The sequence below is a fragment of the Desulfoluna sp. HI9BLuna genome (assembly GCF_056829775.1).
Window position 1 is genome coordinate 479,416 of sequence record NZ_CP186555.1, and the last position, 22,236, is coordinate 501,651.

The following is a 22,236-nucleotide window of genomic DNA, read 5'->3' on the forward strand; positions in this document are numbered from 1 at the left end:
GCGCATTATGGAAAACATACGAAACTATTTTAGGGAAATGGATTACGAAGCCTTTGGCACCGGAGGGTTTGCCACCAGCCCGGCCGCCCTGCCCGGCCTTATCAAAAACAGGGCGTTTCTGGTGGACCTGCGCACCCGCGAAGAGGTTGAAGGGTTCTCCCTTCCCATGGCAGTCCACATCCCCCTGAACGAATTGCCGGACCGCCTTGACGAGATCCCCGATGACGTACCGGTGATCCTTTTTGCCGACGGTCCCTGGCGCCCCAGTGTGGCCATGGCCTACCTAATCGCCAGGGGATTTGACCAGGTCTCCATCATCCCCCAGGGACTGCCCGAAATGGCCAAAATGCTGAAACCCGGCCCCCTGCATGCCGCAGGCATACGCGGATCACTGGAGGCCACACCCGGGTGCGGGTGCCGCACATGCTGCTGATGACCGTTGCCGCCCTGGCCTTTGCACTGAGCTTCTTCTTCGCCCTGGGCGGGGTGGGCAGTGCCGTGGCCCTGGTCCCGGCCCTCATGGCCGTGGGCGTCCCCCCGGTAACGGCCAGGCCCGTGGCGCTCCTCGTCAACGTGGCGAGCCTGGGCGGGGCCACGGTCCACAACCTTCGAAGCGGACAGCTCAAACCCGGCCCCTGGTGGCCCCTCATTGCCTGCTCCCTTCCGGCAGCACCTTTAGGGGCCTGGGTCTCCACACTGATCCCCCAGGCCATCCTCCAGGGAGCCTTCGCCTGTTTCATGATCTTGTCCGGGCTGGTCATTGTCCGCCCGACCCGGGAATCCACAAAACAGGCGGCGGACACATGCCCCCCGGCGGGAAGCGCCTTGCTGGGATCGGTATCGGGGCTCATCTCGGGGATGCTGGGCGTCGGAGGCGGCGGGGTCATCGTGCCCGCCCTCCACGGCATGGGGTTTCGGGCACAGCAGATCGCCATGGTGACGGCCCTTTCCGTCCCCTTCTCATCGTTGACAGGATTTATGGCCTACACGGCCATGGGCTCCCTCTCCCTTGAGACATGTGCGGTGGCATCCGTCGCCGCCCTGGGCGGGGGACTCCTCGGGACCCGGGCCATGCACCGCATCGATCAGAAACGAATCCGCATGGTCCTGGCCCTCTCCCTGATGGTCTCAGGCCTGCGAATACTCTGGAAACTTGCGGGATAACAACCGCAATCACTACCCGGTTTCAAGAACCGGACCTATAGCGGACCGGAACCACCGGTCATTCATCGAATCAGAAAGGAGTAACAAACACATGACATGCTTCAACCAGGTAAAACGTACGATTCTCTCAACTGCCGCAGTACTCCTCGGAGCCGCCATCTTTTCCACCCAGGCGTCAGCCCATGTGCTTGACTTTATGCACGGGCAAAAGGCCGTGCCTGGAAGCGAACTCTACGCGTTAGGGGAAACAGCCATGGCCCATACGGATAGGAACGTATCCTATTTTACCAACGGCAAGGGCCGCGTTCTCAAAGTCCACGCCACAAAGGGTGCAAACGACACCCTTCGCGTCACCGTACAGCGCGTTTATATTCCCAGAAACTATATAGCGGAGACCCACAACGAAACCGCCAGGGCAGAAAAACTCTACGACCGATTGAGCCGGGTGGCCCGCAGCAGCCAGGGAAAATACGCCCTTTTGACGGATAAAGACGGCATGGCGGCGTATCAATACGGCAAAGCCGTTGCAGAGAAGCTGGACTCTGAAAAATAACGTCCCCTTTCTTCTTCGTAAGGCGCGTCAGACCCGGTGAGCAACGTTGCCTCACTGGACGCTGCCACCGAAACAAAAAAGGCACCGACCCAAACCGGCCGGTGCCTTTCCTGTATTATCACGTCCTCATTATTTTTTGGGGCCAGGGCGTCAGCCCCCAAGCCCCGGACTCTCTTCCGGCCCCCCCCTACTTGTTGGCGGCACCGAGAAAGCTGCCCAGGGCGGTGAGGATGATCTCCCGCATGGGCGCATCGATCTTTGCAACGATCTCCTCCATACGGGCATGGGCGTTGCGGTTGATCTCCTCCAGGGCGTCCCGGCCTTTGGCCGTGGGCTGAACACAGCAGACCCGCCCGTCCGTTTCGCTGCGGCGCCTTTCGGCAAGCCCCTTCTTCTCCAGCCTGTCCACCACCCGGGTGGCGCCACTCTTGGTAAACCCCAGCTTCCGGGCAATGCCCTGCATGGAGCAGTCGCACTCCAGGGAGATCTCCTTAAGCGCCCGGATGTCCGCATAGGACATGCCGTGGCAACAGCTGTTGTCCTGAACGTGGATGCCGAAGCGCCACACAATGTCATCAATATACCGCACAAACTGTTCTGTGTTTTCCGCCATAATCGTACCCCTTATTTAATTGACCTTATCAACCAATAAGGCATCTGCCCTTCACTGTCAACATACGCAGGGAAAAAACACGGGCGCTGCATGGGGCGCAGACCGAGCAGTTACGCTGTCATCTCCCCTTTCAGGCTGGCCTGCATGAGCTCGCGAATCACCTGTGTATCCGAACGGGTACTGAAAAGAAAAAACATTTTGGCAAGGGCCGCCTCCGGGGTCATATCAAACCCGCTGATGACACCGGCCTCCAGAAGGGCCGAGCCCGTGGCGTAAGTTCCCATCATCACACGCCCTTTCAGGCACTGGGTGCAGTTAACGATCACCACGCCACGGTCCGTGGCCTCTTTCAGCACGGCCATGAGTTCGGGGTCGTTATCCGGGGCGTTACCCACCCCGTAGGTCTCCAGAACCAGACCTTTGATGGGCGGAGCCAGAAGGTTTTTCACCACCGCCGCAGAAATCCCGGGAAAGAGACGCAAGACCGCCACCGGGGAGCTGTAAAGCCGCTGGACCCGCAGGGAGCCCTGCCCCTCGGGCTTTGGCAGCAGCAGGTCCCTGTTGATCTCGATATCGATGCCCGTGGTGCCCAGAGGGGGAAAGTTCGGGGAATCAAAGGCGTCGAAGCCCCCGGCGTTCCACTTGGTGGTGCGGTTGCCGCGAAACAGGCGGTTGTCGAAAAAAAGGCACACCTCGTGGATGTCCTCCCGGGCCGCCAGCAGCATGGCCGTGATAAGGTTCTCCCGGGAGTCGTTCCGCACCTCGCACAAGGGGATCTGGCCGCCGGTTAAAATCACCGGCTTTTGCAGCCCCTCCAGCATAAAGGGAAGGGCCGAGGCCGTGTAGGCCATGGTATCGGTGCCGTGGATCACCAGGAACCCGTCGTAGTCGTCGTGGTGGGCCGCGATGTCCTCTGCAATGTCAAACCAGGCCGAAGGGCTCATGCTCGACGAATCCAGGGGCGGGTCGTACTCATGGATATGGTACTCCGGCATGGACGGGCTCTTCAGCACGGCCATCTTCGCCATCTGCTCCTTGAGATACCCAGGAGAGGGCTCGTAGCCCCTGTCACCCGGCTTCATCCCGATGGTTCCGCCGGTGTCGGCAATGTAAATTCTCTTTTTCATGTGGTCCTAATCTATGGTCAACGTACGGGAAAGATAAAACGCCTTCTTCGGATCAAATCACACCCGTCTTTCAAACAAACGTGGGCCCTCCGCCCGAAGCCCCTTGTCCCCTGGAACGCCGCACTCCTGTGCGGCACGGGTAACGACGACCTGATAAGCCGCACCGGAGTGCGGCGCTCCGTTTCCGTGGATCTTTCGCGTTTTTGAGAGGTCGCAGCCCAGACATCATTTAAGGCAAACGATAAAGCCCTGTTTGTTATAAGGTCAGGCAGAACCCAATCAGTCTGTCTCGCCCATCCGGTTGCTGTAGGCACGTGCCAGGCCCCCTTCGGCGGTCTCCCGGTAGGGGCTGGGCAGGTCCTGGCCGGTTTCCCGCATGACGCGCACCACCTCGTCAAAGGAGATGAGGTGGGAACCATCGGAAAACAAGGCATAATCGGCGCAGTTCATGGCCCGTGTGGCGGCAAAGGCGTTGCGCTCGATGCAGGGGATCTGCACAAGACCCGCCACGGGGTCGCAGGTGAGGCCCAGGTGGTGTTCCAAGCCCATTTCGGCGGCGTACTCCACCTGGCGCACGGTGCCCCCCAGGATCTGGGCGGCGGCCCCAGCGGCCATGGCGCAGGCGGTGCCCACCTCTCCCTGGCAGCCCACTTCGGCACCGGAGATGGAGGCGTTGTATTTGATGAGGTTCCCGATGAGACCGGCCGTGGCCAGGGCCCTCAAAAAGATAATTTCGTCGGCCTCCACCACCTCCATGAGGTAACGGATCACCGCGGGAAGGACCCCGCAGGCCCCGCAGGTGGGGGCGGTGACAATGGTACCCCCTGCAGCGTTCTCTTCGGAGACGGCCAGGGCGTAGGCGCTGATCTTGCCGGTGCGGCGGAAGTGGTCCCCGCTCATGACGGCTTTCTGGTGCAGGGTCCAGGCCTTGCGGGTGAGCCCCAGCACCCCGGGAAGGATGCCTTCGGTGGCAAGGCCGCGATCCAGGGCGGCCAGCATGTGGTGGAGCTTATCCCGCAGGAAATCCCATATATCGGCGCCTTCGCACGCCTCCACATACTGCCAGAAGGGAATCCCCTCTTCCCGGCAGTGGGTCAGGATATCCTCCATGGTGGTGAGGTCATAGGTATGGGAGCTGGCAGGCGGCATGCCGGTTTCGCTGATGGCGCCCCCGCCGGTGCTGTAGACAAGCCATTCGCCCAGGCTGGTCCCATCTGCGTCCAGGGCCTCAAAAAGCATGCCGTTGGGGTGTCCGGGAAGGAGCTCTTCCGGGCGCCAGGCGATCTCCACCGCCTTGGGGGCCAGCCCCTCCGCCACGGCCACGTCGGTGAGGTGCCCCTTGCCTGTGGCGGCCAGGCTGGCAAACAGGGTCACCCTGAACGAGGCGGCCTCCGGGTGCTTCCCGCCAAAGATTTCCGCAGCCCGCTTGGGGCCCATGGTATGGCTGCTCGAGGGTCCGACCCCCGTCCTGTAGAGTTCCCGAAGTGATTCCATGGCCTGCCTCCTTTCCTTACATCCCGCAATTCGTGCACATACGCACCGTCAAACAAACAATGCCGTCGGGTAACCCTCGACGGCATTGAATATCTTACACTGCGGATCGACGCCCGGACAAGGCCGGGATCGCCTGATGCACTTTTTTTTTCCAAAGGAGGCCCGGTCGGGCCTCCTTTATATAAGGATCTGCATGACGCTATTTCAGGTTGCGAAGGGCGATGCCGATGCAAAAACAGGCACCTCCCCAGGTAACGCCCAGCCCGAAGACCATCATCAGTACGGCAGATGTTTCCATAACGCTACTCCTTTCGACCCAGCAGGTCGCATTTGCTCAAAACAATGGCCAGGACGGGAAGACATGCCACAACGGCCCAGCCGTAGGTACCCAGGGCGCTGGCGGTGTACCCTTCATAGGGGGTGGTAATGTCCCCTGCGCATTTCATGACCATCATGTAGGCAACCACAAAGGTGGTGAAAAACTTGAGGCAAAAAGTCCACCACTGCCCCACGAGGAAGTCGGAGGTGCGGTTCACGTGCTCACGGATGGACTCCAGGTTGAAGAACCAGGAGAGAAGCACCACCTCCACCAGACCACCGAGGAGAACGGCGTAGGTGTTGATAAAGTGGTCCACGATGTCCAGCACATAGAGCCCGGCCCCGGTGGTGTAGATGACGCTCACGGCAAACCCGATGCCGCAGAACAGGGTGGTGGCTGCCTTGCGGCTGATCTTGAATCCCTCCAGGATACCCGCGATGCACGCCTCACAGATGGAGATCATGGAGCTGACACCGGCAAAGAGCAGGGAGAGGAAGAAAAGCACCCCGATGAAGCTGGCCCCGGGCATAAAGTTGATGGCCTGGGGAATGGTGACAAAGGCCAGGCCCACACCGGAAGAGACCACCTCTTTGATGGGAACCCCTTTTTGTGCCGCCATGTAGCCCAGCACGGAGAAGATCATGACCCCGGCGAGCATGGAGAAACCGCAGTTGATGAAGGCGGTCATAAAGGCGTTGTTGTTGATGTCCGAATCACCGGACAGGTAGCTGGAGTAGGTGATCATGATCCCGAAGCCGATACTCAGGGAGAAGAAGACCTGACCAAAAGCAGCCGCCCACACCTTGATGTCGCCGAGGGCGGAAAAGTCCGGCTTGAAGAGCCAGTTCAGGCCGTCCACCGCACCGGGCATGGTCACCGCGCGGGCCATGATGAGGATAACCATGACAAACAGGGCGGGCATGAAAAACTTGTTGGCCGCCTCAATGCCCTTTTTAACACCGCAGATGAGAACGCCCCAGCATGTCAGCCACACCGCGGCCAGAGGGGCCAGGATGTGCCACTGGATGCCGCCCATGGAAAAGGGGCCGTCCGAAAGATGGAGGTACTCCTTGAAGAAGAAGCCGCTGGTGTCTTCACCCCAGCCGAGGTTGAAAGAGAAGGTAAAGTAAGAGAAGGACCAGGCAATGATCACCACATAGTAGCTTGCAATGACAAAACAGACGAGAAGCTGCCACCAGCCCAGCCATCCCCACTTCTTGTTAAGAGAACGGAAGGTCACCGGGGTGGCCCCGGCGTGTCTCTGCCCCACCCCGAATTCGAGGATCAGAAGGGGAATACCGGCGGTGAAGACCGCAACAAAGTAAGGGATCAGAAAGGCTCCGCCCCCGTTTTCATACACCATGTAGGGAAATCGCCAGATGTTCCCCATGCCGATGGCGGACCCAACCGCCGCCAGGATAAACCCCAAACGGGTTCCCCATTGATCTCGCTGTTTCATGCAACCTCTTTTCCGTCGTGGATATCGATTGTGTATCGTCAAACAAAAAGCCCGCCCTGTCGAATCCACGGCACATCTTTCAGATCCAGACTTTCAATATCCCCCGCCTCAAATTTTAAAAGTTTAAAAAAGGGGATCCAGAAATTTGACGATATACCTAATTCACCGGGGTATGTCAATCATCAAGGAAAAGCCAAAACCGTTGTTACCTCTGTCAACCCCGTGACTGTCAACCCAATCGGCAAAAATGGTTTACCGAGTACCTTGACTGTCCCTTAGGATGCTGATAAGGTGTCTTTTTTCTAAAATTCGGTCAATCAATTGAAATATATAGATGTTATCGAGGTGAACGACAGTGAACAGGATTATTTCCACCCAACCGCGCGTCTCAGCGCTCCTTCCCTTGGGTCTCTTCCTTGCCATTTTTGTGGGGAGCGGGCTCTATTTCCAAAGCGTGGGCACCAGCTTCGCGTTCTACCAGGTGGCAGCTCCGGTGGCAGCCCTGCCCGCCATTATCCTGTCGGTTCTCCTGTCCAGGCAGGGCCTCACAGACACTGTGGAGCGTTTTCTCAAAGGCGCCGGCCACAGCAACATCATGGCCATGTGCATGATCTACCTTCTTGCAGGGGGCTTCAGCGCCGTGGCCAAAGCCACCGGCGGCGTGGACGCGGTGGTGGCTGTGGCCATTTCCATCATCCCGGCCTCCTTTCTCCTGCCCGGCCTCTTTGTGGTGGGCGCCCTGATCTCCACGGCCATGGGAACCTCCATGGGCACCATCGCGGCCCTGGCCCCCATTGCCCTGGGTGTGGCCGGTGAAGCGGGCCTCTCCATCGCCCTCACCGCAGGTGCCGTCACCGGCGGCGCCATGTTCGGGGACAACCTCTCCATCATCTCCGACACCACCATCGCGGCCACCCGTACCCAGGGGTGCGAGATGAAGGACAAATTCCGGGTCAACGTGGCCGTTGCCGTTCCTGCGGCGATCATCACCATTGTCCTGCTCCTCTTCCAGGCCAAAGGCACCACCGTGGCCGAGGCCAAGGACGCCTCCTTTCTCCTGGCCCTGCCCTACGCAGCCATCCTGGTGATGGCCGTTTCCGGCATCAACGTCTTTGCCGTGCTCTTCTCCGGCATCATCCTGGCCGGCCTTGCCGGGTTTATGACCACCCCGAATTTCACCCTCCTCACCTTTGCCAAGGAGATCTACAACGGGTTCACGGGCATGCAGGAGATCTTCATCCTCTCCATCTTCATCGGGGGCTTAGGGGAGCTCATGAAGGCCCAGGGAGGCCTCCTGGCCCTTGAGCGTGTGGTATCCAACGCCATCCGCCACGTGGCCTCGAGCAAAGGCGGCACCGCCATCGCCGAGATGGGCATCGGGATCCTCGTCTTTCTCACCAACCTCTGCACGGCCAACAACACCGTGGCCATCCTCGTCACCGGCAGCGTGGCCAAGAACATCGCCGAAGCAAACGGCGTGGAGCCCAAGCGGGCCGCAGGCACCCTGGACATCTTCGCCTGCATCTGCCAGGGCCTGATCCCCTGGGGAGCCCAGATCCTCCTGGCCGCCTCCATCTTCAAGATTTCGCCCCTTGCCGTGGTGGGCAACGTCCACTACTGCATGGTGCTCTTCGGCTGCACCATGGTGGCCCTTTTCATCCCCGGCAAAAAAGCGAACGTCCCCACAGGCGCATAAGCAAAAGCACAAACGGATTTAAAATAGAAAACCCCCGGCAGAGTGTTCTGCCGGGGGTTTTTTGTTTGGATAATCTGCGTTTCGTGGGGCATTAAATCGGTGACGCAAAAAACAAAGGGCGCCATAACTTCGGTCGGTTTCTATGGATGGGGCGTTTGCGGTGCGCACGGCGCACCCTACGGGACACCGACCGGTATCGCGGGCTGTAGGGTGCTGCTCCCGCACCGGATGGCGTTTCGAGGGGCAGTAAATCGGTGACGCAAAAAACAATAGGGCGCCATGACTTCGGTCGGTTTCTATGGATGGGGCGTTTGCGGTGCGCACGGCGCACCCTACGGGGCACCGAGCGGCGTCATGGGTTGTCGGGTGAGGCTCCCGCACCGGGTGGCGTTTCGAGGGGCAGTAAATCGGTGACGCAAAAAACAAAGGGCGCCATGACTTCGGTCGGTTTCTAGGGATGGGGCGTTTGCGGTGCGCACGGCGCACCCTACGGGACACCGTGCGATTTCGGGGGCATGGGCATTCCCTACGTCCTATGCCCTATGCCCTATTTTCCCTATCCCCTCAATAAATCGCCTTGGTGGATTCAGCGTCAAAAATGTGCAACTGATTGAGGTTCGCCTCCACGCGCACGGCGTCTCCGGGGCTGACGACCCTGCGGCCGTCGCACTTGGCCAGGACCCTGGCGCCGCCCAGGTCCACGTGGACGTGGGTTTCGTTGCCCAGGGGCTCCACCACATCCACCACACCGGGGAGTTTCCAGTCATCCGGGAAGCGGCCTTCCCCGCTTTCAAGGGTCAGGTCTTCGGCGCGGATGCCCACCACAACCTCCTGGCCGGGGGCGATGTCTGCGCCTTCTTTTTCCGGGATGGGAAGGCTCACCTCGCCTTCAAATACAAGGGAGAGGCCCCCTGCCACGCCTTTGACCACTGCGGGGACCAGGTTCATGGGAGGGCTGCCGATAAAGCCGGCCACAAAGGTGTTCACGGGATGTTCAAAGAGCTCCAGGGGCTTGCCCTGCTGCACGATATGCCCGTCTTTCATCACCACGATGCGGTCCCCCAGGGTCATGGCTTCCACCTGATCGTGGGTGACGTAGATGATGGTGGCATCCACACGGCGATGGAGTTTCTTCATCTCGATGCGCATCTGGGTCCTGAGCTTGGCGTCGAGGTTGGAGAGGGGCTCGTCAAAGAGAAAAATATCGGGCCTGCGGACGATGGCCCGGCCCATGGCCACGCGCTGGCGCTGGCCGCCGGAGAGCTGGGAGGGCTTGCGGTAGAGAAACTCTTCCAGCCCCAGGATAGCAGCCGCCTCTTCCACGCGGCGCTTGATCTCCTCTTTGGGCCTTTTTTTGATTTTCAGGCCAAAAGACATGTTGTCAAAAACATTCATGTGGGGGTAGAGGGCGTAATTCTGGAACACCATGGCCACACCGCGATCCTTGGGGGCCAGGTCGTTGATCACCTTGTCCCCGATGAACATGGTCCCGTCCGAAATTTCTTCGAGGCCGGCGATCATCCGCAGGGTGGTGGACTTGCCGCAGCCGGAAGGGCCCACAAACACCACAAACTCCTTGTCCTCAATATCGAGATTGATGCCGTGCACCACCTCGGTCCTGCCATATCTCTTCACCACATCTTTAATCTGAAGACGAGCCATATCCTGTCCTGTCCTGAAAGCACCCCGTACGGGTCGGAGCTTCTTGTCATCGGCCACCGGCACGGGCCCGCTTGCGCCGGCTGCCATGCCATGGAAAAAAGATCCCGCATCTCTCCAAGGGGTCTTAGCAGGAATGGCGCAACCGAAACAATAAAAAAATCACGTTCCCCCGGACCACCCGCGCCCCGAGCCCCCCGGTGGGAAAGCAACTGTGCACACGAAATTTTTACCGCCCGAAAACAAGGGAGCGGATTTTAAAATCAATCCCCGCCGCCCCACCCGGTCCCATGCGGCTACAGGGCCCTTCCGGGGCTGATTATGCCTTGACGCTCCCCCAAAATCGCCATACCCTGTCTGCGGCATAACCAGTAGCGGTTACAATCAATCAGGCGTTATTTCAGAACGACCCACGATGAGGAGGAGAAGAGATGGTTCTTCGAAAATGGTTAGCAACACTTACTGCGGCACTGATCCTTGCCCCCGCAGCAGCCATGGCCAAACCCGTCACCATTGAATGGTGGCATGCCATGAGATCTGCTCGCGGCGAAGTGGCCAACGAAATCATCAAGCGATTCAATGAGTCCCAGGACCAGTACCGTGTCGTGGGCACCTTCAAAGGAAACTACGACGAGACCCTCAACGCAGGGATCGCCGCCTTCAGGGCAAAAAAACAGCCCCACATCATGCAGGTATTCGAGGTGGGCACCCAGACCATGATGCTCTCCGGCGTGGTCTACCCCGTGTTCCAGCTCATGAAGGACACAGGAAACGACATCGACTGGTCACGGTACCTCCAGCCCATCCTCTCCTACTACATGAACGCCGACGGCGAACTGGTTTCCATGCCCTTCAACTCGTCCACGCCCGTCATGTACTACAACAAAGAGCTCTTCAAAAAAGCGGGCATCGATACCGTCCCCGTCACCTGGGACGACATGGGCGTGGCCACGGGCAAACTCCGTGCCGCAGGGGTCGACGCCGGTATGGTCACCGCCTGGCAGTCCTGGGTTCAGGTGGAGAACTACAGCGCCATCCACAACATCCCCTTTGCCACCAAGGCCAACGGCTACGAAGGCCTTGACGTGGAACTCACCATCAACAACCCTCAGATGGTCAAGCACGTCACCCGCCTCCGGGACTGGGCCAAGGACGGCCGATTCGTCTACTCCGGCCAGAAGTACCAGGGCCCCAAAGCCGAGTTCCTCGCCCAGAAAGCCGGGATCTACATGGACTCCATCAGCGGCATCGCCAAGCTGAAGAAAGCGGCCCAGTTTGACTGGGGCGTGGCTCCCCTTCCCGTGGAAGCGGACATGAAAGAGCCCCAGAACAGCATCATCGGCGGGGCCTCCCTCTGGGTGCTCAGGGGCCACACCAAGGAAGAGTACAAGGCCACGGCCGCCTTCCTGAAGTTCATCTCCACCAACGAGATCCAGGAGTACTGGCACAAGCAGACCGGCTACTTCCCCGCCACCATTGACGCCTACGAAAGCCTCAAGGCCAAGGGCTACTACAAGGCCGACCCCAAACAGGAAGTGGGCATCAAGCAGCTCAAGCGACGGGACCCCACCAAGATCTCACGGGGCCTGCGCCTCGGCAGCTTCACCCAGATCCGCAACATCATCAACGAAGAGCTGGAACTGGTGTGGAACGGCAACAAGACCCCCCAGGAGGCCCTGGACGCGGCGGTCAAGCGTGCCAACATCAAGCTGAAATCCTTTGCCAAAACCTACAAGAGACGGTCCTAACCGTATCTAAAGGTTTAACAGACACCGCCCCGGACCCGGCCCCTGCGGCCGGGCCCGGGGCTTTCGTGCGTTGACGTATTACCCCAAAAGCCACAGGCCCCATGCAAAAACGATCGGTTTTCAACTCAAGGTACCTGCCCTACGTGCTGATCCTTCCACAGGTTCTGGTCACGTTGACTTTTTTTTACTGGCCCGCTGCCCAGGGACTGGTGCAATCCTTTCTCCTGAGCGACCCCTTCGGGATGTCCAACACCTTCGTATGGTTTGAGAACTTTACGGCGATCTTCACCGATCCCCTCTACCTCAAGTCCATCGGCATCACCATTGTCTTCAGCCTCACCACCGCCTTTGTCTCCATCTCCCTGGGGATGATCATCGCCACCCTGGCCAACCGGGCCACGCGGTGCAAGGCCCTGATCCGGACCATGCTCATCTGGCCTTACGCCGTGGCCCCGGCCATCTCCGGTGTCCTCTGGCTTTTTCTTTTGCACCCATCCTTCGGGGTGGTGGCCCTGGCCCTGAAAAAGTGGTTCGGCTTCAACTGGAACCCGGTGCTCAACGGCAACGACGCCCTGGCCATGGTCATCATCGCCAGTGCCTGGAAAGAGATCAGCTACAACTTCGTCTTCTTCATGGCCGGTCTCCAGGCCATTCCCCATTCGCTCATCGAAGCGGCTTCCATGGACGGCGCCTCCCCTTTCCGGCGGTTTTTCGCCATCACCCTGCCGCTGTTGTCCCCCACCCTCTTTTTCCTGACCGTCATGAACATCATCTACGCCTTCTTCGAGACCTTCGGGGTCATCCATGCGGTCACCCAAGGGGGCCCGGGCGGGGCCACCAACACCCTGGTCTACAAGGTGTACCAGGACGGATTCGTGGGACTGGACATGGGCTCGTCCGCCGCCCAGTCCGTGATCCTGATGATCCTCATCGTCGGAGTCACCGTGTTCCAGTTCAAATTCATCGAAAAAAGAGTCCAATACGCGGGGTAATAAAGGCACATCATGGTTGAAAAAACACCCATACTCGATTTTCTGACCTACGTTTTTCTGATCCTGGGCATCGTCATCGTCGGCTTTCCCATCCTCTACGCAGGCATTGCCGCGTCCCTGCCCCTGGAAAAGGTCTCCATGGTCCCCATGCCCCTGGTTCCCGGGGATCAGTTTTTCGTCAACATGAAGCTGGCCTGGACCCGCGGGGATCTCTCCACCCAGCTCTTCAACTCCCTGATCATGGCCTCGGGCATCACCCTCGGCAAGATCTCCGTCTCCATGCTGGGGGCGTTTTCCATCGTTTACTTTGACTACAAGCTGCGCACCGTGGCCTTTGTCACGGTATTCTGCACCCTGATGCTGCCGGTGGAGGTGCGCATCCTGCCCACCTACGAGATGGCCGCCAACCTCTTCGGCCCCCTGCAGCCCCTCTGGGACATGCTGCACCTCAACAGCGTGGTGAGCTGGTTTGCCGGGCACGATGTGGAGGTCTCCCTCAACTGGAGCCTTCTGGACAGCCACACCGGCCTGATCCTGCCCCTGGTGGCCTCGGCCACCTGCACCTTCCTCTTCCGCCAGTTCTTCCTCACCGTGCCGGAAGAGCTCTGTGAAGCCGCCAAGATGGACGGGGCCTCCCCCATGACCTTCTTCTGGAAGGTGCTGCTGCCCCTGTCCAAAACCAACATCGCCGCCCTGGTGGTCATCGAGTTTGTCTACGGCTGGAACCAGTACCTCTGGCCCCTGCTCATCACCACCAATCCCAAGATGCAGACAGCGGTCATCGGCCTGCAGAACCTCATCCCCCTGGCCGACGACCTCCCCGAGTGGAACATCGCCCTGGCAGGGGCCCTCATCGTCATGCTGCCGCCCATCGTGGTGGTCCTGGCCATGCAGAAATGGTTCGTCAAGGGCCTGGTGGACTCGGAAAAATAACCCCGGACCTTTCCGTCACAAACACCCAGGGCGCGGCACACCTTACGGTATGCCGCGCCCTGCCTCTTTTTTCTCACACAGCATAAAGGCGACCCCACATGATCACCCTTCCCTTTCACACCAACCGCTACTTCATTTTACGCCACGGCCACAGCACGGCCAACGACAAGGGCCTCATTGTGAGCAGCCCGGAAAACGGCATCGGCAACTGGGGCCTTTCGGATACCGGCAAGGAGGAGGTGACCCGCTCCGTGACCCGCGCGCAAGACGAAGGGCTCTTCAATCGCCTCATCAAACCCGTGGTGGTCTGCTCGCCCTTTCTGCGCACCATGGAGACCGCCGACATCGCAGCCAAGATCCTCAAGGCAGAACGATTCTCCGACGCCAACCTTCGGGAGCGCTTTTTCGGGGAGTTTGATTTAAAGGAGAGCGGCCTCTACGAAAAAGGGTGGGCCTTTGACGAGTCAAACCCGGATCACACCGAGTTCGGCGTGGAGAGCGTCAGCTCCGTTGCCGCTCGCATGGTGGAGGTGGTCAAACGCACGGGTCGCCGCTACAACGAAAAGGACATCATCCTGGTCACCCACGGGGATCCGGGCCAAATCCTCCAGTGTGTCTTCGACGGCATCGACCCGGTAAAACACCGCAGCCTCTCCCCCCTGGAGACGGCCGAAATCCGACCGGTCCCCAGCAGGTAAGGCACACCGCGCACGGTGCCGGGGCCCATCAGGCTCCGGCGGCTGCGGGATCTTTCAGGTAGATGGTGTAGGTGTAGGGAGTCTTGGCGGGGTACGCCTGGGAAAAAACCGGTGTGAAGGTGTCGGGAATCTCGGGCATGAAAATGTCTCCGGCAGGTGTGGCATGAATATGGGAGATGTGAAGGGTGTCGGCCAGGGGAAGGGTCTCCCGGAAGATTTCGCCGCCCCCGGCCACCATGAGCCGCCGCCCCCCTGCGCAGCCCGTCTCAATGGCCTCCTCAAGGGAGGTGCAGACCAGGCACCCGGGGGCTTTGTAGGAGGCATTACGGGTCAGGACAATGATCTTTCTGCCCGGAAGGGGACGCCCGATGGTCTCCCAGGTTTTTCTGCCCATTAGCACGCTGTGGTGGTAACTCACCGCCTTAAACAGGGAGAGTTCCCCTTCGATATTCCAGGGAATATCGGCACCATTGCCGATGATCCCGTTGTCCGCCACCGCAACGACAATAGATATTTTCATGCTTACCATCCCTTCATCACCCGGATAAAGCCCACCGGCCCCCTTTACGGGCCCGGGAACATCCCGTGCCGTGTGCCGTGTCTCCCCTATACCACCCGGGCCGGGCCGTGTCGAGGAGGCTGGTCCGGGCCACGGGCTACTTGATGATCTGGATCCCCATGGTGTGCATCCGGGCCATGCGACGCTGGCCCTTGTTTCCCCGCGTCACGGACAGCACACGGTTCACCAGCTCCAGCAATTCCCGGCAAAGGGGCCGAAACGAGTGGATGGAGCAGGTCGACGGATCCAGCAGGGTGCCGTAGCGATGCAGCAGGGTGATGCCTTTCACCCCTTCGGTGAGCTCGTCGATGGACTCCACCACCTCTTCGGCGACATCCTGGAAAAGGTCGATGTCCACCACATCATAGAGGATCGAAACAAGCTGCTCCCTGAGCTGCTCGAAGTCGCGGCGCTTTCCTGCGGCCAGCTCCAATGTTCGGTAATATCGTGTCTTCACATGTCTTCCGACGCTATCGGCTAAAATATCCATACGGCCTCCCGTCCGGGGCGAGGTTGTCTGTGATGCATTGGCCGTTTGCACGGCTCGCGGCATCCGTACCGGCATGAACGTCAGCGATGAGTGGGTTACACGAATGGGAATGGGAAAGCAGATACGTTTCAACAAATAATGGTCGCGAAAATACTCAGCGATTGCTCTTCAGGGGCTTGGAAACGCACAAGGCTTTCCATCCCCTCGCTGTCGCGGGCCAAACCGACATATATCGAACGTTGAATGCAAGTGCATGGTGATGGGGGTACATCCGGCTGTCTATAGGTACAGTATACGTCGGAAGCGGAGCGTTAAGCAAGGCCGCAAAAAAATCTACGGACTAACTCGGCTCGCCCGAAGAGTGAGAAAATCAAACAGCAAACGTCGATTTACATTTTCAAAATAGTCAACACTCTTATTAGAGCCACCCGAAATAATGGTGTTTTTTCTTTGGCTGGTTGTTTTCTCATGAAATATCCGGGCTAAAGCTGGCCCTCTCCCCGGCCGAGATGATAACAAAGGGAGCCGAACCGACAACCGCAAGCCGTGGGATAAAAAAGATGACAAGCGACCAAAACGAAGCCGCAGAAAGCCCCAAACCCAAAAAGGGCAAAAGAAAGATAATCCTGCCCATTGCCGCCGTGCTGCTCCTTGCGGGCCTCGCCGCAGGGGGCTGGTTTGGGTACAACGCCTTTTTCAAATCCGGGTACCCCCGTCAAACCCTGGAGTACGTGGATCTGGACGACAGTGTCCTGAAGTTCTCCTGGGCACGGCTCCCCGATGTCTATCACCGCATGGTCGACGCCAACGCGGAGGTGGCCCTCATGAAAAACGAAATCAAACGGATCAGGCGGGTGGGCAAGGCCTATCCCAGGCAGGAAAAAATCGTGGCATCGGAGATCAAACGGTGGGAGCGGAACGTGCAAAAACTCTCAGGGCAACTCCGCAGGTTCCAGGGCCAGGTGGAAGCGTTGTACGTGACATTCCGGGTCAACCCGGAAAAGGGGCAGGCCGCCATACGGGAAAAGGGTCCGGCCCTTGCCTCGGCCATGCTGGAGGCCGTCAACGGTGTCCGAAGCCAGACCGCTGCCCTTGAAGCGGCCCAGGTGGCCCCCACGGGGATCAAAGGGGTCATCGAACAGATCAAAAAACGGTTTTTTCAATAGCGTTTTCCCTCAGGGTTCCCCCTTCTCCCCGGGCTCTTTTCTTCCTGTGTGGAAAAAAGGAAAAGGTGAGGCCTTGGCCAGATCGTCCACGGATCGCCTTGCCATCTCGGTAAACTCCGAACTGAAATGAAGCACCTTCTTGAATTGCTCATCAAAGGCTTTCCGCTGCTTGACGTAACTGTCGATGGTCTGAGACAGGTGAAGATCAAAAAAATCCCCCATCATGTTGTCACCGTACCGAAGCATCAGGTGAAGCAGGTGAACGGGGAGAAAAAACTTTTTGTTCTTTGCCTCCTCCACAAGGATCTGGGTGAGGATATAGGCCGTCACGTCATCCCCTGAACCAGCCTCCACTACCTTCACATCTTTTCCGCTCCGGATGATCTCGGCAAGCTGCTCCAGGGTGATATACGAGCTCTCGGATGTGTTGTAGAGGCGCCTGTTGCTGTACTTTTTCACCACCACGGTCTCTTCAGCCATTGTCTCTCCCGCTTGGGTTGTCGGTCGATGAGTTGAAAGGCCCCGGATCGGCGACCCTTTTTTGGTACTATATGCCAGCCCACCGGGGAATGCAATTGACATCGGCGGCCTGTTTCCTTTATTGATAAAAGAGTGTTTTAATAAAATTACTTTGTTTGGTTTAAACAATTTTGTTTTTACCTATCGCAAATTCCTTTATAGTGAAACACAAACGCCCCTTCCCGTCCACTTGAAGCGGCCCGGCACCTAACCCGGATATGTCATGAGAAAACGGCTATACTGAAGCAATAACATGTTCTTGCAAGCGGTTAGCGCAAGAGATTTGACATCTCAAAGACACAAAATGCAATTCACGGTTTTCTGCACGATTTTCTCTCCCTTTGGGCGAGCCGAGTGCACCTATCTCCTGCGTTATCAGGGCTTTTATAAAACCACGATTCCTGCTGCTCTGAGGCCTTGAATATGGGTGCACTCAACTCGTGAAATATCCGGGCTAAAAGCCCTTTGCCCCGCAGGCGGTACCCTCCCGAGCAACAGACACCATGTCGGGTACCGCGAAACACAGCAGGTCAGGAACCGGATGACGACACAAAGACGACGCAGCCTTCCTCGCGAAAACAATACCATGTCAGCACACTTGGACCCCGGAACAGGAGAAACCCGACCATGGCGAAATCTATCCTGAAACAGCTCAAAGAGCATGAACGTGAAGTCCGAAGACAATTGATTATCAACGCAGCCAAAACCCTCTTCAGCCAGAACTCATTCCACGAAATCGGCATGAGGGATATCGCCAACGAGGCGGGCATCTCCGTTGCGTCGCTTTATCAATACTTTCCAAGCCAGGACGACCTGTTCGTAGAGATCCTCACCAACGATATCAACAAGATCAAATCGCGCCTCTGGGAAAGCCGTCGCGAACTGGACGATATCGCCATCGACATCGTCAATTTCCTTGTGGACAACGAAGATATCTTCCAGATGATGAGTCACTTCATGATCAAGGGCGAGAAAAACCCGGAGACCCTTCGCAAGTTCAACGTCATCCAGGTCCTCTTTCTGGACATGCTGGACAGGGCCCTTGCCAAAGCAGGGGAAGCCCATCCGGTCAGCTACTATTCCCACGCCTTTTTTGCCTCCCTTTTCGGCAACGTCATCACCTTCCGAAACTATCCGTCAAGCGACGCCTCCTCCCACAGGGAAAGCCTCTATCACGTGGCAAGGATTACAGCCAAAGCCTTCCACGACACCCTGGTCACAGAGGAAAAAGCCATAACCTTCTGAGGACGCGTATAAATGCAATGATCGCGCATCAAACCTCTTTTATTAGAGTAAACATTGTTATATAATCGATTTTCTTCAGCGCCGACGTACCAACCTTACCGGACAAGGAGAAAATCCGTGACCATACGCCTGACCCTGCTCACAGCTGCCGCCATCTGTCTCCAAGCCGCCACCGCTTTCGGGCTCTGGGACTATGAGCCGCCCGCCGTCTCCACGCCGCCCCTTATGGGTTGCTGGTCCGATGATACCGTCTCCTATGCCGTGGGGTTCGACGGCGCTGCCTTCCGCCATTCAGGGGGCTCCTGGTCGGACATCTCCGACGACACCCTTTCCGGTGCCGTGCTCTTTGCCGTCCACGCCACCCCATGGGGAACCGTGTATGCCTCAGGCTACCGCCTCGGCCCCCCGCTGTTCGACTCCAACAACGACGGAACCATCAACGCCGTAGACACCCAAAGCAAGTACGGCGTTATCTTTCGCTACACCGGATCTACCTGGGAGGAGCTCAACTCGCAGTACGGACCGGAGTCCCCCTATTTTGCCTCCTCCTTTACAGGCCTGTGGGTTGACGAAAACGGCGTGGTCTATCTGTCCGGGGGCAAACAGCGCTCGGCAACCGACACAACACCAGCAGGGGTCCTCCTCTCCTTTGACGGCGCCTCATTCAGCCCCCTGGTCGGGGCATCTCAAGAGCTTCCCAACATGTACGCCATCAACGGATTCGGTTCCAACGCCTATATTTCCAGCGCCGGAGGCCTTGTCCTTGAACTGAACATCGGCACAAACGCACTCACCCCCTTAAACAGCGGCGGGCTAAGCCTCGACTTCCGAGGGGTCTGGCAAACAGCGGACAAGACCCTTTATGCCGTGGCCGAAGCCACCTACGGGTACATCCTCCGATACCACGCCACCAAGGGATGGCAGCAAATGGCCATCGACAAAGAGGATCGCCCGCCCCTGTTGTGCATTAGCGAGGGCAACGGGCTCCTCGTGGCTGCCGGGAGCTACGGCAAGGCGTATTATCTGGACACCGACAACGACGTATGGAAGGAGATGCTCACAGGCACACAGAACGACATCAACTGCCTCAGCGCAGCAGAAGACGGCCTCCTGGCTGCCACCAACACGCCCTCCGGCTCCACCACCACCCCAACGGGCGCCCTGTACCGCATGACGGAAGCAGAGCCGAACACCGCTTACATCCTGGCTGATCAACCCACAGGCATCGGTGTCAAAGTGGACGGCACCTACACCTATGAGGTCATCCTCTACGACTTTGCCCTGGGGGACATCTGGAAGCGGGAGTGGCATTTCAACACCGGCATAGATGACCCCGTGCCCTCTTACGGGGTTCTCTATTCTTCCACCCCGTCAGGGGCCACCACCGCCCTCTATATTACCGGCGAGGGAGGAGAGGAGAGCAACCGGGAGCTGCGCATTCATCCCTGCACCGGATGCACGCCCCACATGGTGGTCTCAGGGGATGTCATCCACCTGACCGTCAACTCCGGGGTCACCACCCAGAACCAGATCAAAGAGATCCTTGAACAGAGCCACGCGGTCTCTGAGGTATACCCCCGACACGGCACCAGCCCCTGGGAGGTCTCATCCAAGGATTACGACAGCGTCCAGCTTACGGGAGGACGAGATAACGAGGACCTCTTCATCAACGAAGAGACCAAAGGCGATGACTACTACCTTGCCGTCCACCGGTTCAAAGGATTGGGAGAGTGGCACCCGGAGCTCACCGTGTATCGGGAAAACATCGCCTACATTGACGGCATGATCAAGCTATGGGGGCACAGGACCCAGGGGCCGGGGCCCACCGTCACGATCCAAGACACCGGGGAAACACCGGCGTCGGAGTCTGCAACGGGGGTGCTGGGCGGCCTTATCAATATCACCGCGCCCCCCGGCGTAAAGGGAAACATCGAGGTGAAACTTGCAAGCCCCGCACCCTCAGATGAGGTGACCTCCACCTTCTCTTCAGTGTACAACACCCTTACTGTCCACATCCGTAACGGTACCACCACCATCCAGGCCATCATCGACCACCTGAACACCCTGGACGACACCATTGCGTCGGCGTCCTTTAAATCGGACAACGGCAACATTTCCGACAGCAACAGCCCCTGGCTTGACGAATACGAAACAAGCATCACCCTGGCAGGGGGGACCAACCACGCAGAGGGCGAGTATGACGAGGCAAGCAACACGGTCACCCTCACCATTGACAGCGGCATCACCACAACCACGGACATGGCCATCGCCCTTTCCGAGGTATGCAGGGACCCCGAAGACAAAGAGACCCGAATCTTTGAAAAAGTAAACGACCTGGTTGCCTACAAAATCTGGGATACTGACGAACGAATCGACACAGTGACCCTTACCGGCATCTCCACGGAACCCGCCAGCACCACCGTCCGGGTCTTTTCCCCGGATGACCTTGATTTCAAACACACCCCCGCGAGCGCCAACCTCTCGGCAACGGTCACCTTTACAGACAATTCCAACCCGGACCTGGGCATCTCAAAATGGCAATGGGAAATTTTGCGCATCGTGGACGGCGAATACAAAACCGAAGCCCACGCCACCAGTGAGAGCGGCTCTGCGGAGATATCTGTTTCGGAACTCGGGAAATACGACATCAGGATGCGTGTCGTGACCAAGGACGGGTCCTATCTTGAACAGGTCAAGGAAGATGCCCTTAAAATAAACGGAAAACACGCCGGAGACTCCAGCCTGGGCGGCGCCAACGGCTGTTTCATCGGATCGTTACCCCGTTTTTGACACAACGATTTATCACACCGACACATAAAAAAAGCCCCCCTTACGGAGTCGCTCCGAAGGGGGGCTTTTCATGCAGTGAAAAGTGGGTTTATGCCCTACTGACGCACAAGGCGGCGGTAGGGAAACGCCGTGGGTGCACTGCTCCGGCACGGGTTGATGTCCAGGCCGCCCCGTCGGGTAAACCGCCCCACCACCGTAAGGGCCGTGGGAGCCAGGCGAGCCATGATGTCCGTGTAGAGGGTCTCCACACAGTTCTCGTGGTAGCCCGTGTGGGTCCGAAACGAAACAAGGTAGGCAAAAAGCGCGGTCTCGTCGATCCTTTTCCCGGAGTAGGTGATCTCCACCGTGGCCCAGTCGGGCTGGCCGGTCACCGGGCAGTTGGTGCGCAGGATATGGGAGCACAGGGTCTCGTCCGTGACGTCGCCGTCCCCGTGTGCCAGAAGGGAGGCGTCCACCTCGTAGACATACGAATCGGCTTCATGGTGATCGATGCACCGCCCACCTGCGCGTTGCGTTCCCAGGGCCTCGGTGTCGTCGCACCCGAACAGGGAGACCGTCACCTCCCCTTCCGCCACCCTGGAAAGATCGCCCGCCATGGCCGTCCTCACCGCCTCAGGGCTCTCAAACCGGCTCATGTTAAAGGAGTTCAGATAGAGTTTCAGGGACTTGGACTCCACAATGCACCGACTAGTGGCCGGAACCCTGATCTCCGCCACCGCAGAGACGGGTTTGCCCTTACCGTCCAGCCAGGAGAGTTCCCAGGCCGTCCAGATGTCTTCGCCACAAAAGGGAAGCGCCTTTCCGTCCAACCCCAAAGCCCCCCGGCCCAGGGCCCGCTCCACTGGAAACAGCTGGGACGGGTCGTAGGTAAAGGTGTATCCGATTTTCTTCCCCAAGGGGTTTTCTGTTCTCATATACCTCTCCGGCCAGGTGATGATCCCCGGGTTCGCAAATGCTCCGGGGATCGTTCCTCGCCCGTGATTGATTCAACGTTATTCACAGTGCTTGGTGA

The 22,236-nt window shown here is 58.5% G+C and carries 21 protein-coding genes; 11 read left to right on the plus strand and 10 right to left on the minus strand.

All coding sequences use genetic code 11. The features are described from left to right. Nucleotides 1-7 precede the first annotated feature (7 nt). The 3 genes from ACOYW0_RS01750 (at nucleotide 8) to ACOYW0_RS01760 (ending at nucleotide 1,717) form a co-directional block, all read left to right on the plus strand. Nucleotides 8-433, plus strand: coding sequence for a rhodanese-like domain-containing protein (locus ACOYW0_RS01750; protein ID WP_482416869.1), 426 nt, complete (start codon nucleotides 8-10; stop codon nucleotides 431-433). Next, nucleotides 424-1,164, plus strand: coding sequence for a sulfite exporter TauE/SafE family protein (locus tag ACOYW0_RS01755; protein WP_482416870.1), 741 nt, complete (start codon nucleotides 424-426; stop codon nucleotides 1,162-1,164). Before ACOYW0_RS01750 ends, ACOYW0_RS01755 begins: the two co-directional genes overlap by 10 nt. A gap of 91 nt (nucleotides 1,165-1,255) precedes the next feature. Further along, nucleotides 1,256-1,717, plus strand: coding sequence for a hypothetical protein (locus ACOYW0_RS01760; protein ID WP_482416871.1), 462 nt, complete (start codon nucleotides 1,256-1,258; stop codon nucleotides 1,715-1,717). Between the two features lie 187 nt (nucleotides 1,718-1,904). Here ACOYW0_RS01760 and ACOYW0_RS01765 read toward each other — a convergent pair whose 3' ends face one another. The 5 genes from ACOYW0_RS01765 to ACOYW0_RS01785 form a co-directional block, all read right to left on the minus strand. Then, nucleotides 1,905-2,330: a MarR family winged helix-turn-helix transcriptional regulator gene (locus ACOYW0_RS01765; protein ID WP_482416872.1), complete on the minus strand. Its 426-nt coding sequence runs from the start codon at nucleotides 2,328-2,330 to the stop codon at nucleotides 1,905-1,907. Nucleotides 2,331-2,440: 110 nt separating this feature from the next. Then, nucleotides 2,441-3,457 carry an asparaginase gene (gene ansA / locus ACOYW0_RS01770; RefSeq protein WP_482416873.1) on the minus strand — a complete coding sequence of 339 codons (1,017 nt, stop codon included), beginning with the start codon at nucleotides 3,455-3,457 and terminating at the stop codon, nucleotides 2,441-2,443. A 279-nt stretch (nucleotides 3,458-3,736) separates the two neighbouring features. Next, complete coding sequence (locus ACOYW0_RS01775) at nucleotides 3,737-4,951, minus strand: L-serine ammonia-lyase, iron-sulfur-dependent, subunit alpha (protein ID WP_482416874.1); 1,215 nt, start codon at nucleotides 4,949-4,951, stop codon at nucleotides 3,737-3,739. Nucleotides 4,952-5,150: 199 nt separating this feature from the next. Next, nucleotides 5,151-5,249 carry a MetS family NSS transporter small subunit gene (locus tag ACOYW0_RS01780; RefSeq protein WP_139163969.1) on the minus strand — a complete coding sequence of 33 codons (99 nt, stop codon included), beginning with the start codon at nucleotides 5,247-5,249 and terminating at the stop codon, nucleotides 5,151-5,153. A 4-nt stretch (nucleotides 5,250-5,253) separates the two neighbouring features. Continuing rightward, complete coding sequence (locus ACOYW0_RS01785; protein WP_482416875.1) at nucleotides 5,254-6,729, minus strand: sodium-dependent transporter; 1,476 nt, start codon at nucleotides 6,727-6,729, stop codon at nucleotides 5,254-5,256. A gap of 355 nt (nucleotides 6,730-7,084) precedes the next feature. On the opposite strand from ACOYW0_RS01785, the gene ACOYW0_RS01790 reads away from it, so the two are divergent. After that, the gene (locus ACOYW0_RS01790; RefSeq protein WP_482416876.1) at nucleotides 7,085-8,425 is read left to right on the plus strand and encodes a Na+/H+ antiporter NhaC family protein; all 1,341 of its coding nucleotides are present in this window, start codon (nucleotides 7,085-7,087) and stop codon (nucleotides 8,423-8,425) included. Between the two features lie 564 nt (nucleotides 8,426-8,989). Here the strand turns inward: ACOYW0_RS01790 and ACOYW0_RS01795 are convergent. Further along, nucleotides 8,990-10,087 (minus strand): ABC transporter ATP-binding protein, encoded by a 1,098-nt coding sequence (locus ACOYW0_RS01795; RefSeq protein ID WP_482416877.1) that lies wholly within the window; start codon nucleotides 10,085-10,087, stop codon nucleotides 8,990-8,992. Between the two features lie 428 nt (nucleotides 10,088-10,515). Here ACOYW0_RS01795 and ugpB point away from each other — a divergent pair, with 428 nt between their 5' ends. The 4 genes from ugpB (at nucleotide 10,516) to ACOYW0_RS01815 (ending at nucleotide 14,455) form a co-directional block, all read left to right on the plus strand. Continuing rightward, nucleotides 10,516-11,832 carry a sn-glycerol-3-phosphate ABC transporter substrate-binding protein UgpB gene (ugpB, locus tag ACOYW0_RS01800; RefSeq protein ID WP_482416878.1) on the plus strand — a complete coding sequence of 439 codons (1,317 nt, stop codon included), beginning with the start codon at nucleotides 10,516-10,518 and terminating at the stop codon, nucleotides 11,830-11,832. 101 nt (nucleotides 11,833-11,933) lie between these two features. After that, a complete protein-coding gene (gene ugpA / locus ACOYW0_RS01805) occupies nucleotides 11,934-12,824 on the plus strand; it encodes a sn-glycerol-3-phosphate ABC transporter permease UgpA (protein WP_180144479.1) in 891 nt (296 codons plus the stop codon). 12 nt (nucleotides 12,825-12,836) lie between these two features. Then, a complete protein-coding gene (locus ACOYW0_RS01810; RefSeq protein ID WP_180144476.1) occupies nucleotides 12,837-13,757 on the plus strand; it encodes an ABC transporter permease subunit in 921 nt (306 codons plus the stop codon). Between the two features lie 98 nt (nucleotides 13,758-13,855). Continuing rightward, nucleotides 13,856-14,455 carry a histidine phosphatase family protein gene (locus tag ACOYW0_RS01815; RefSeq protein WP_482416879.1) on the plus strand — a complete coding sequence of 200 codons (600 nt, stop codon included), beginning with the start codon at nucleotides 13,856-13,858 and terminating at the stop codon, nucleotides 14,453-14,455. Between the two features lie 28 nt (nucleotides 14,456-14,483). Here the strand turns inward: ACOYW0_RS01815 and ACOYW0_RS01820 are convergent, their stop codons facing one another. Together ACOYW0_RS01820 and ACOYW0_RS01825 are read right to left on the minus strand one after the other, a co-directional pair. Next, on the minus strand, nucleotides 14,484-14,975 hold the full coding sequence (locus tag ACOYW0_RS01820; protein WP_482416880.1) for a dihydrofolate reductase: 492 nt from the start codon (nucleotides 14,973-14,975) through the stop codon (nucleotides 14,484-14,486). Nucleotides 14,976-15,111: 136 nt separating this feature from the next. Next, nucleotides 15,112-15,471: a hypothetical protein gene (locus ACOYW0_RS01825; RefSeq protein WP_482416881.1), complete on the minus strand. Its 360-nt coding sequence runs from the start codon at nucleotides 15,469-15,471 to the stop codon at nucleotides 15,112-15,114. Between the two features lie 593 nt (nucleotides 15,472-16,064). Between ACOYW0_RS01825 and ACOYW0_RS01830 the strand changes: the two genes are divergently transcribed. Further along, nucleotides 16,065-16,670, plus strand: a complete 606-nt coding sequence (locus ACOYW0_RS01830) for a hypothetical protein (protein ID WP_482416882.1) — start codon at nucleotides 16,065-16,067, stop codon at nucleotides 16,668-16,670. A 9-nt stretch (nucleotides 16,671-16,679) separates the two neighbouring features. Here the strand turns inward: ACOYW0_RS01830 and ACOYW0_RS01835 are convergent, their stop codons facing one another. Continuing rightward, nucleotides 16,680-17,150: a polyhydroxyalkanoate synthesis regulator DNA-binding domain-containing protein gene (locus ACOYW0_RS01835; protein ID WP_482416883.1), complete on the minus strand. Its 471-nt coding sequence runs from the start codon at nucleotides 17,148-17,150 to the stop codon at nucleotides 16,680-16,682. Nucleotides 17,151-17,816: 666 nt separating this feature from the next. Between ACOYW0_RS01835 and ACOYW0_RS01840 the strand changes: the two genes are divergently transcribed. Both ACOYW0_RS01840 and ACOYW0_RS01845 read left to right on the plus strand, forming a co-directional pair. After that, the gene (locus ACOYW0_RS01840) at nucleotides 17,817-18,434 is read left to right on the plus strand and encodes a TetR/AcrR family transcriptional regulator (protein WP_482416884.1); all 618 of its coding nucleotides are present in this window, start codon (nucleotides 17,817-17,819) and stop codon (nucleotides 18,432-18,434) included. A 117-nt stretch (nucleotides 18,435-18,551) separates the two neighbouring features. Then, nucleotides 18,552-21,224, plus strand: coding sequence for a hypothetical protein (locus ACOYW0_RS01845; RefSeq protein ID WP_482416885.1), 2,673 nt, complete (start codon nucleotides 18,552-18,554; stop codon nucleotides 21,222-21,224). Nucleotides 21,225-21,319: 95 nt separating this feature from the next. Here the strand turns inward: ACOYW0_RS01845 and queF are convergent, their stop codons facing one another. Then, nucleotides 21,320-22,138 carry an NADPH-dependent 7-cyano-7-deazaguanine reductase QueF gene (queF, locus tag ACOYW0_RS01850; protein ID WP_482416886.1) on the minus strand — a complete coding sequence of 273 codons (819 nt, stop codon included), beginning with the start codon at nucleotides 22,136-22,138 and terminating at the stop codon, nucleotides 21,320-21,322. Nucleotides 22,139-22,236: the final 98 nt, after the last annotated feature.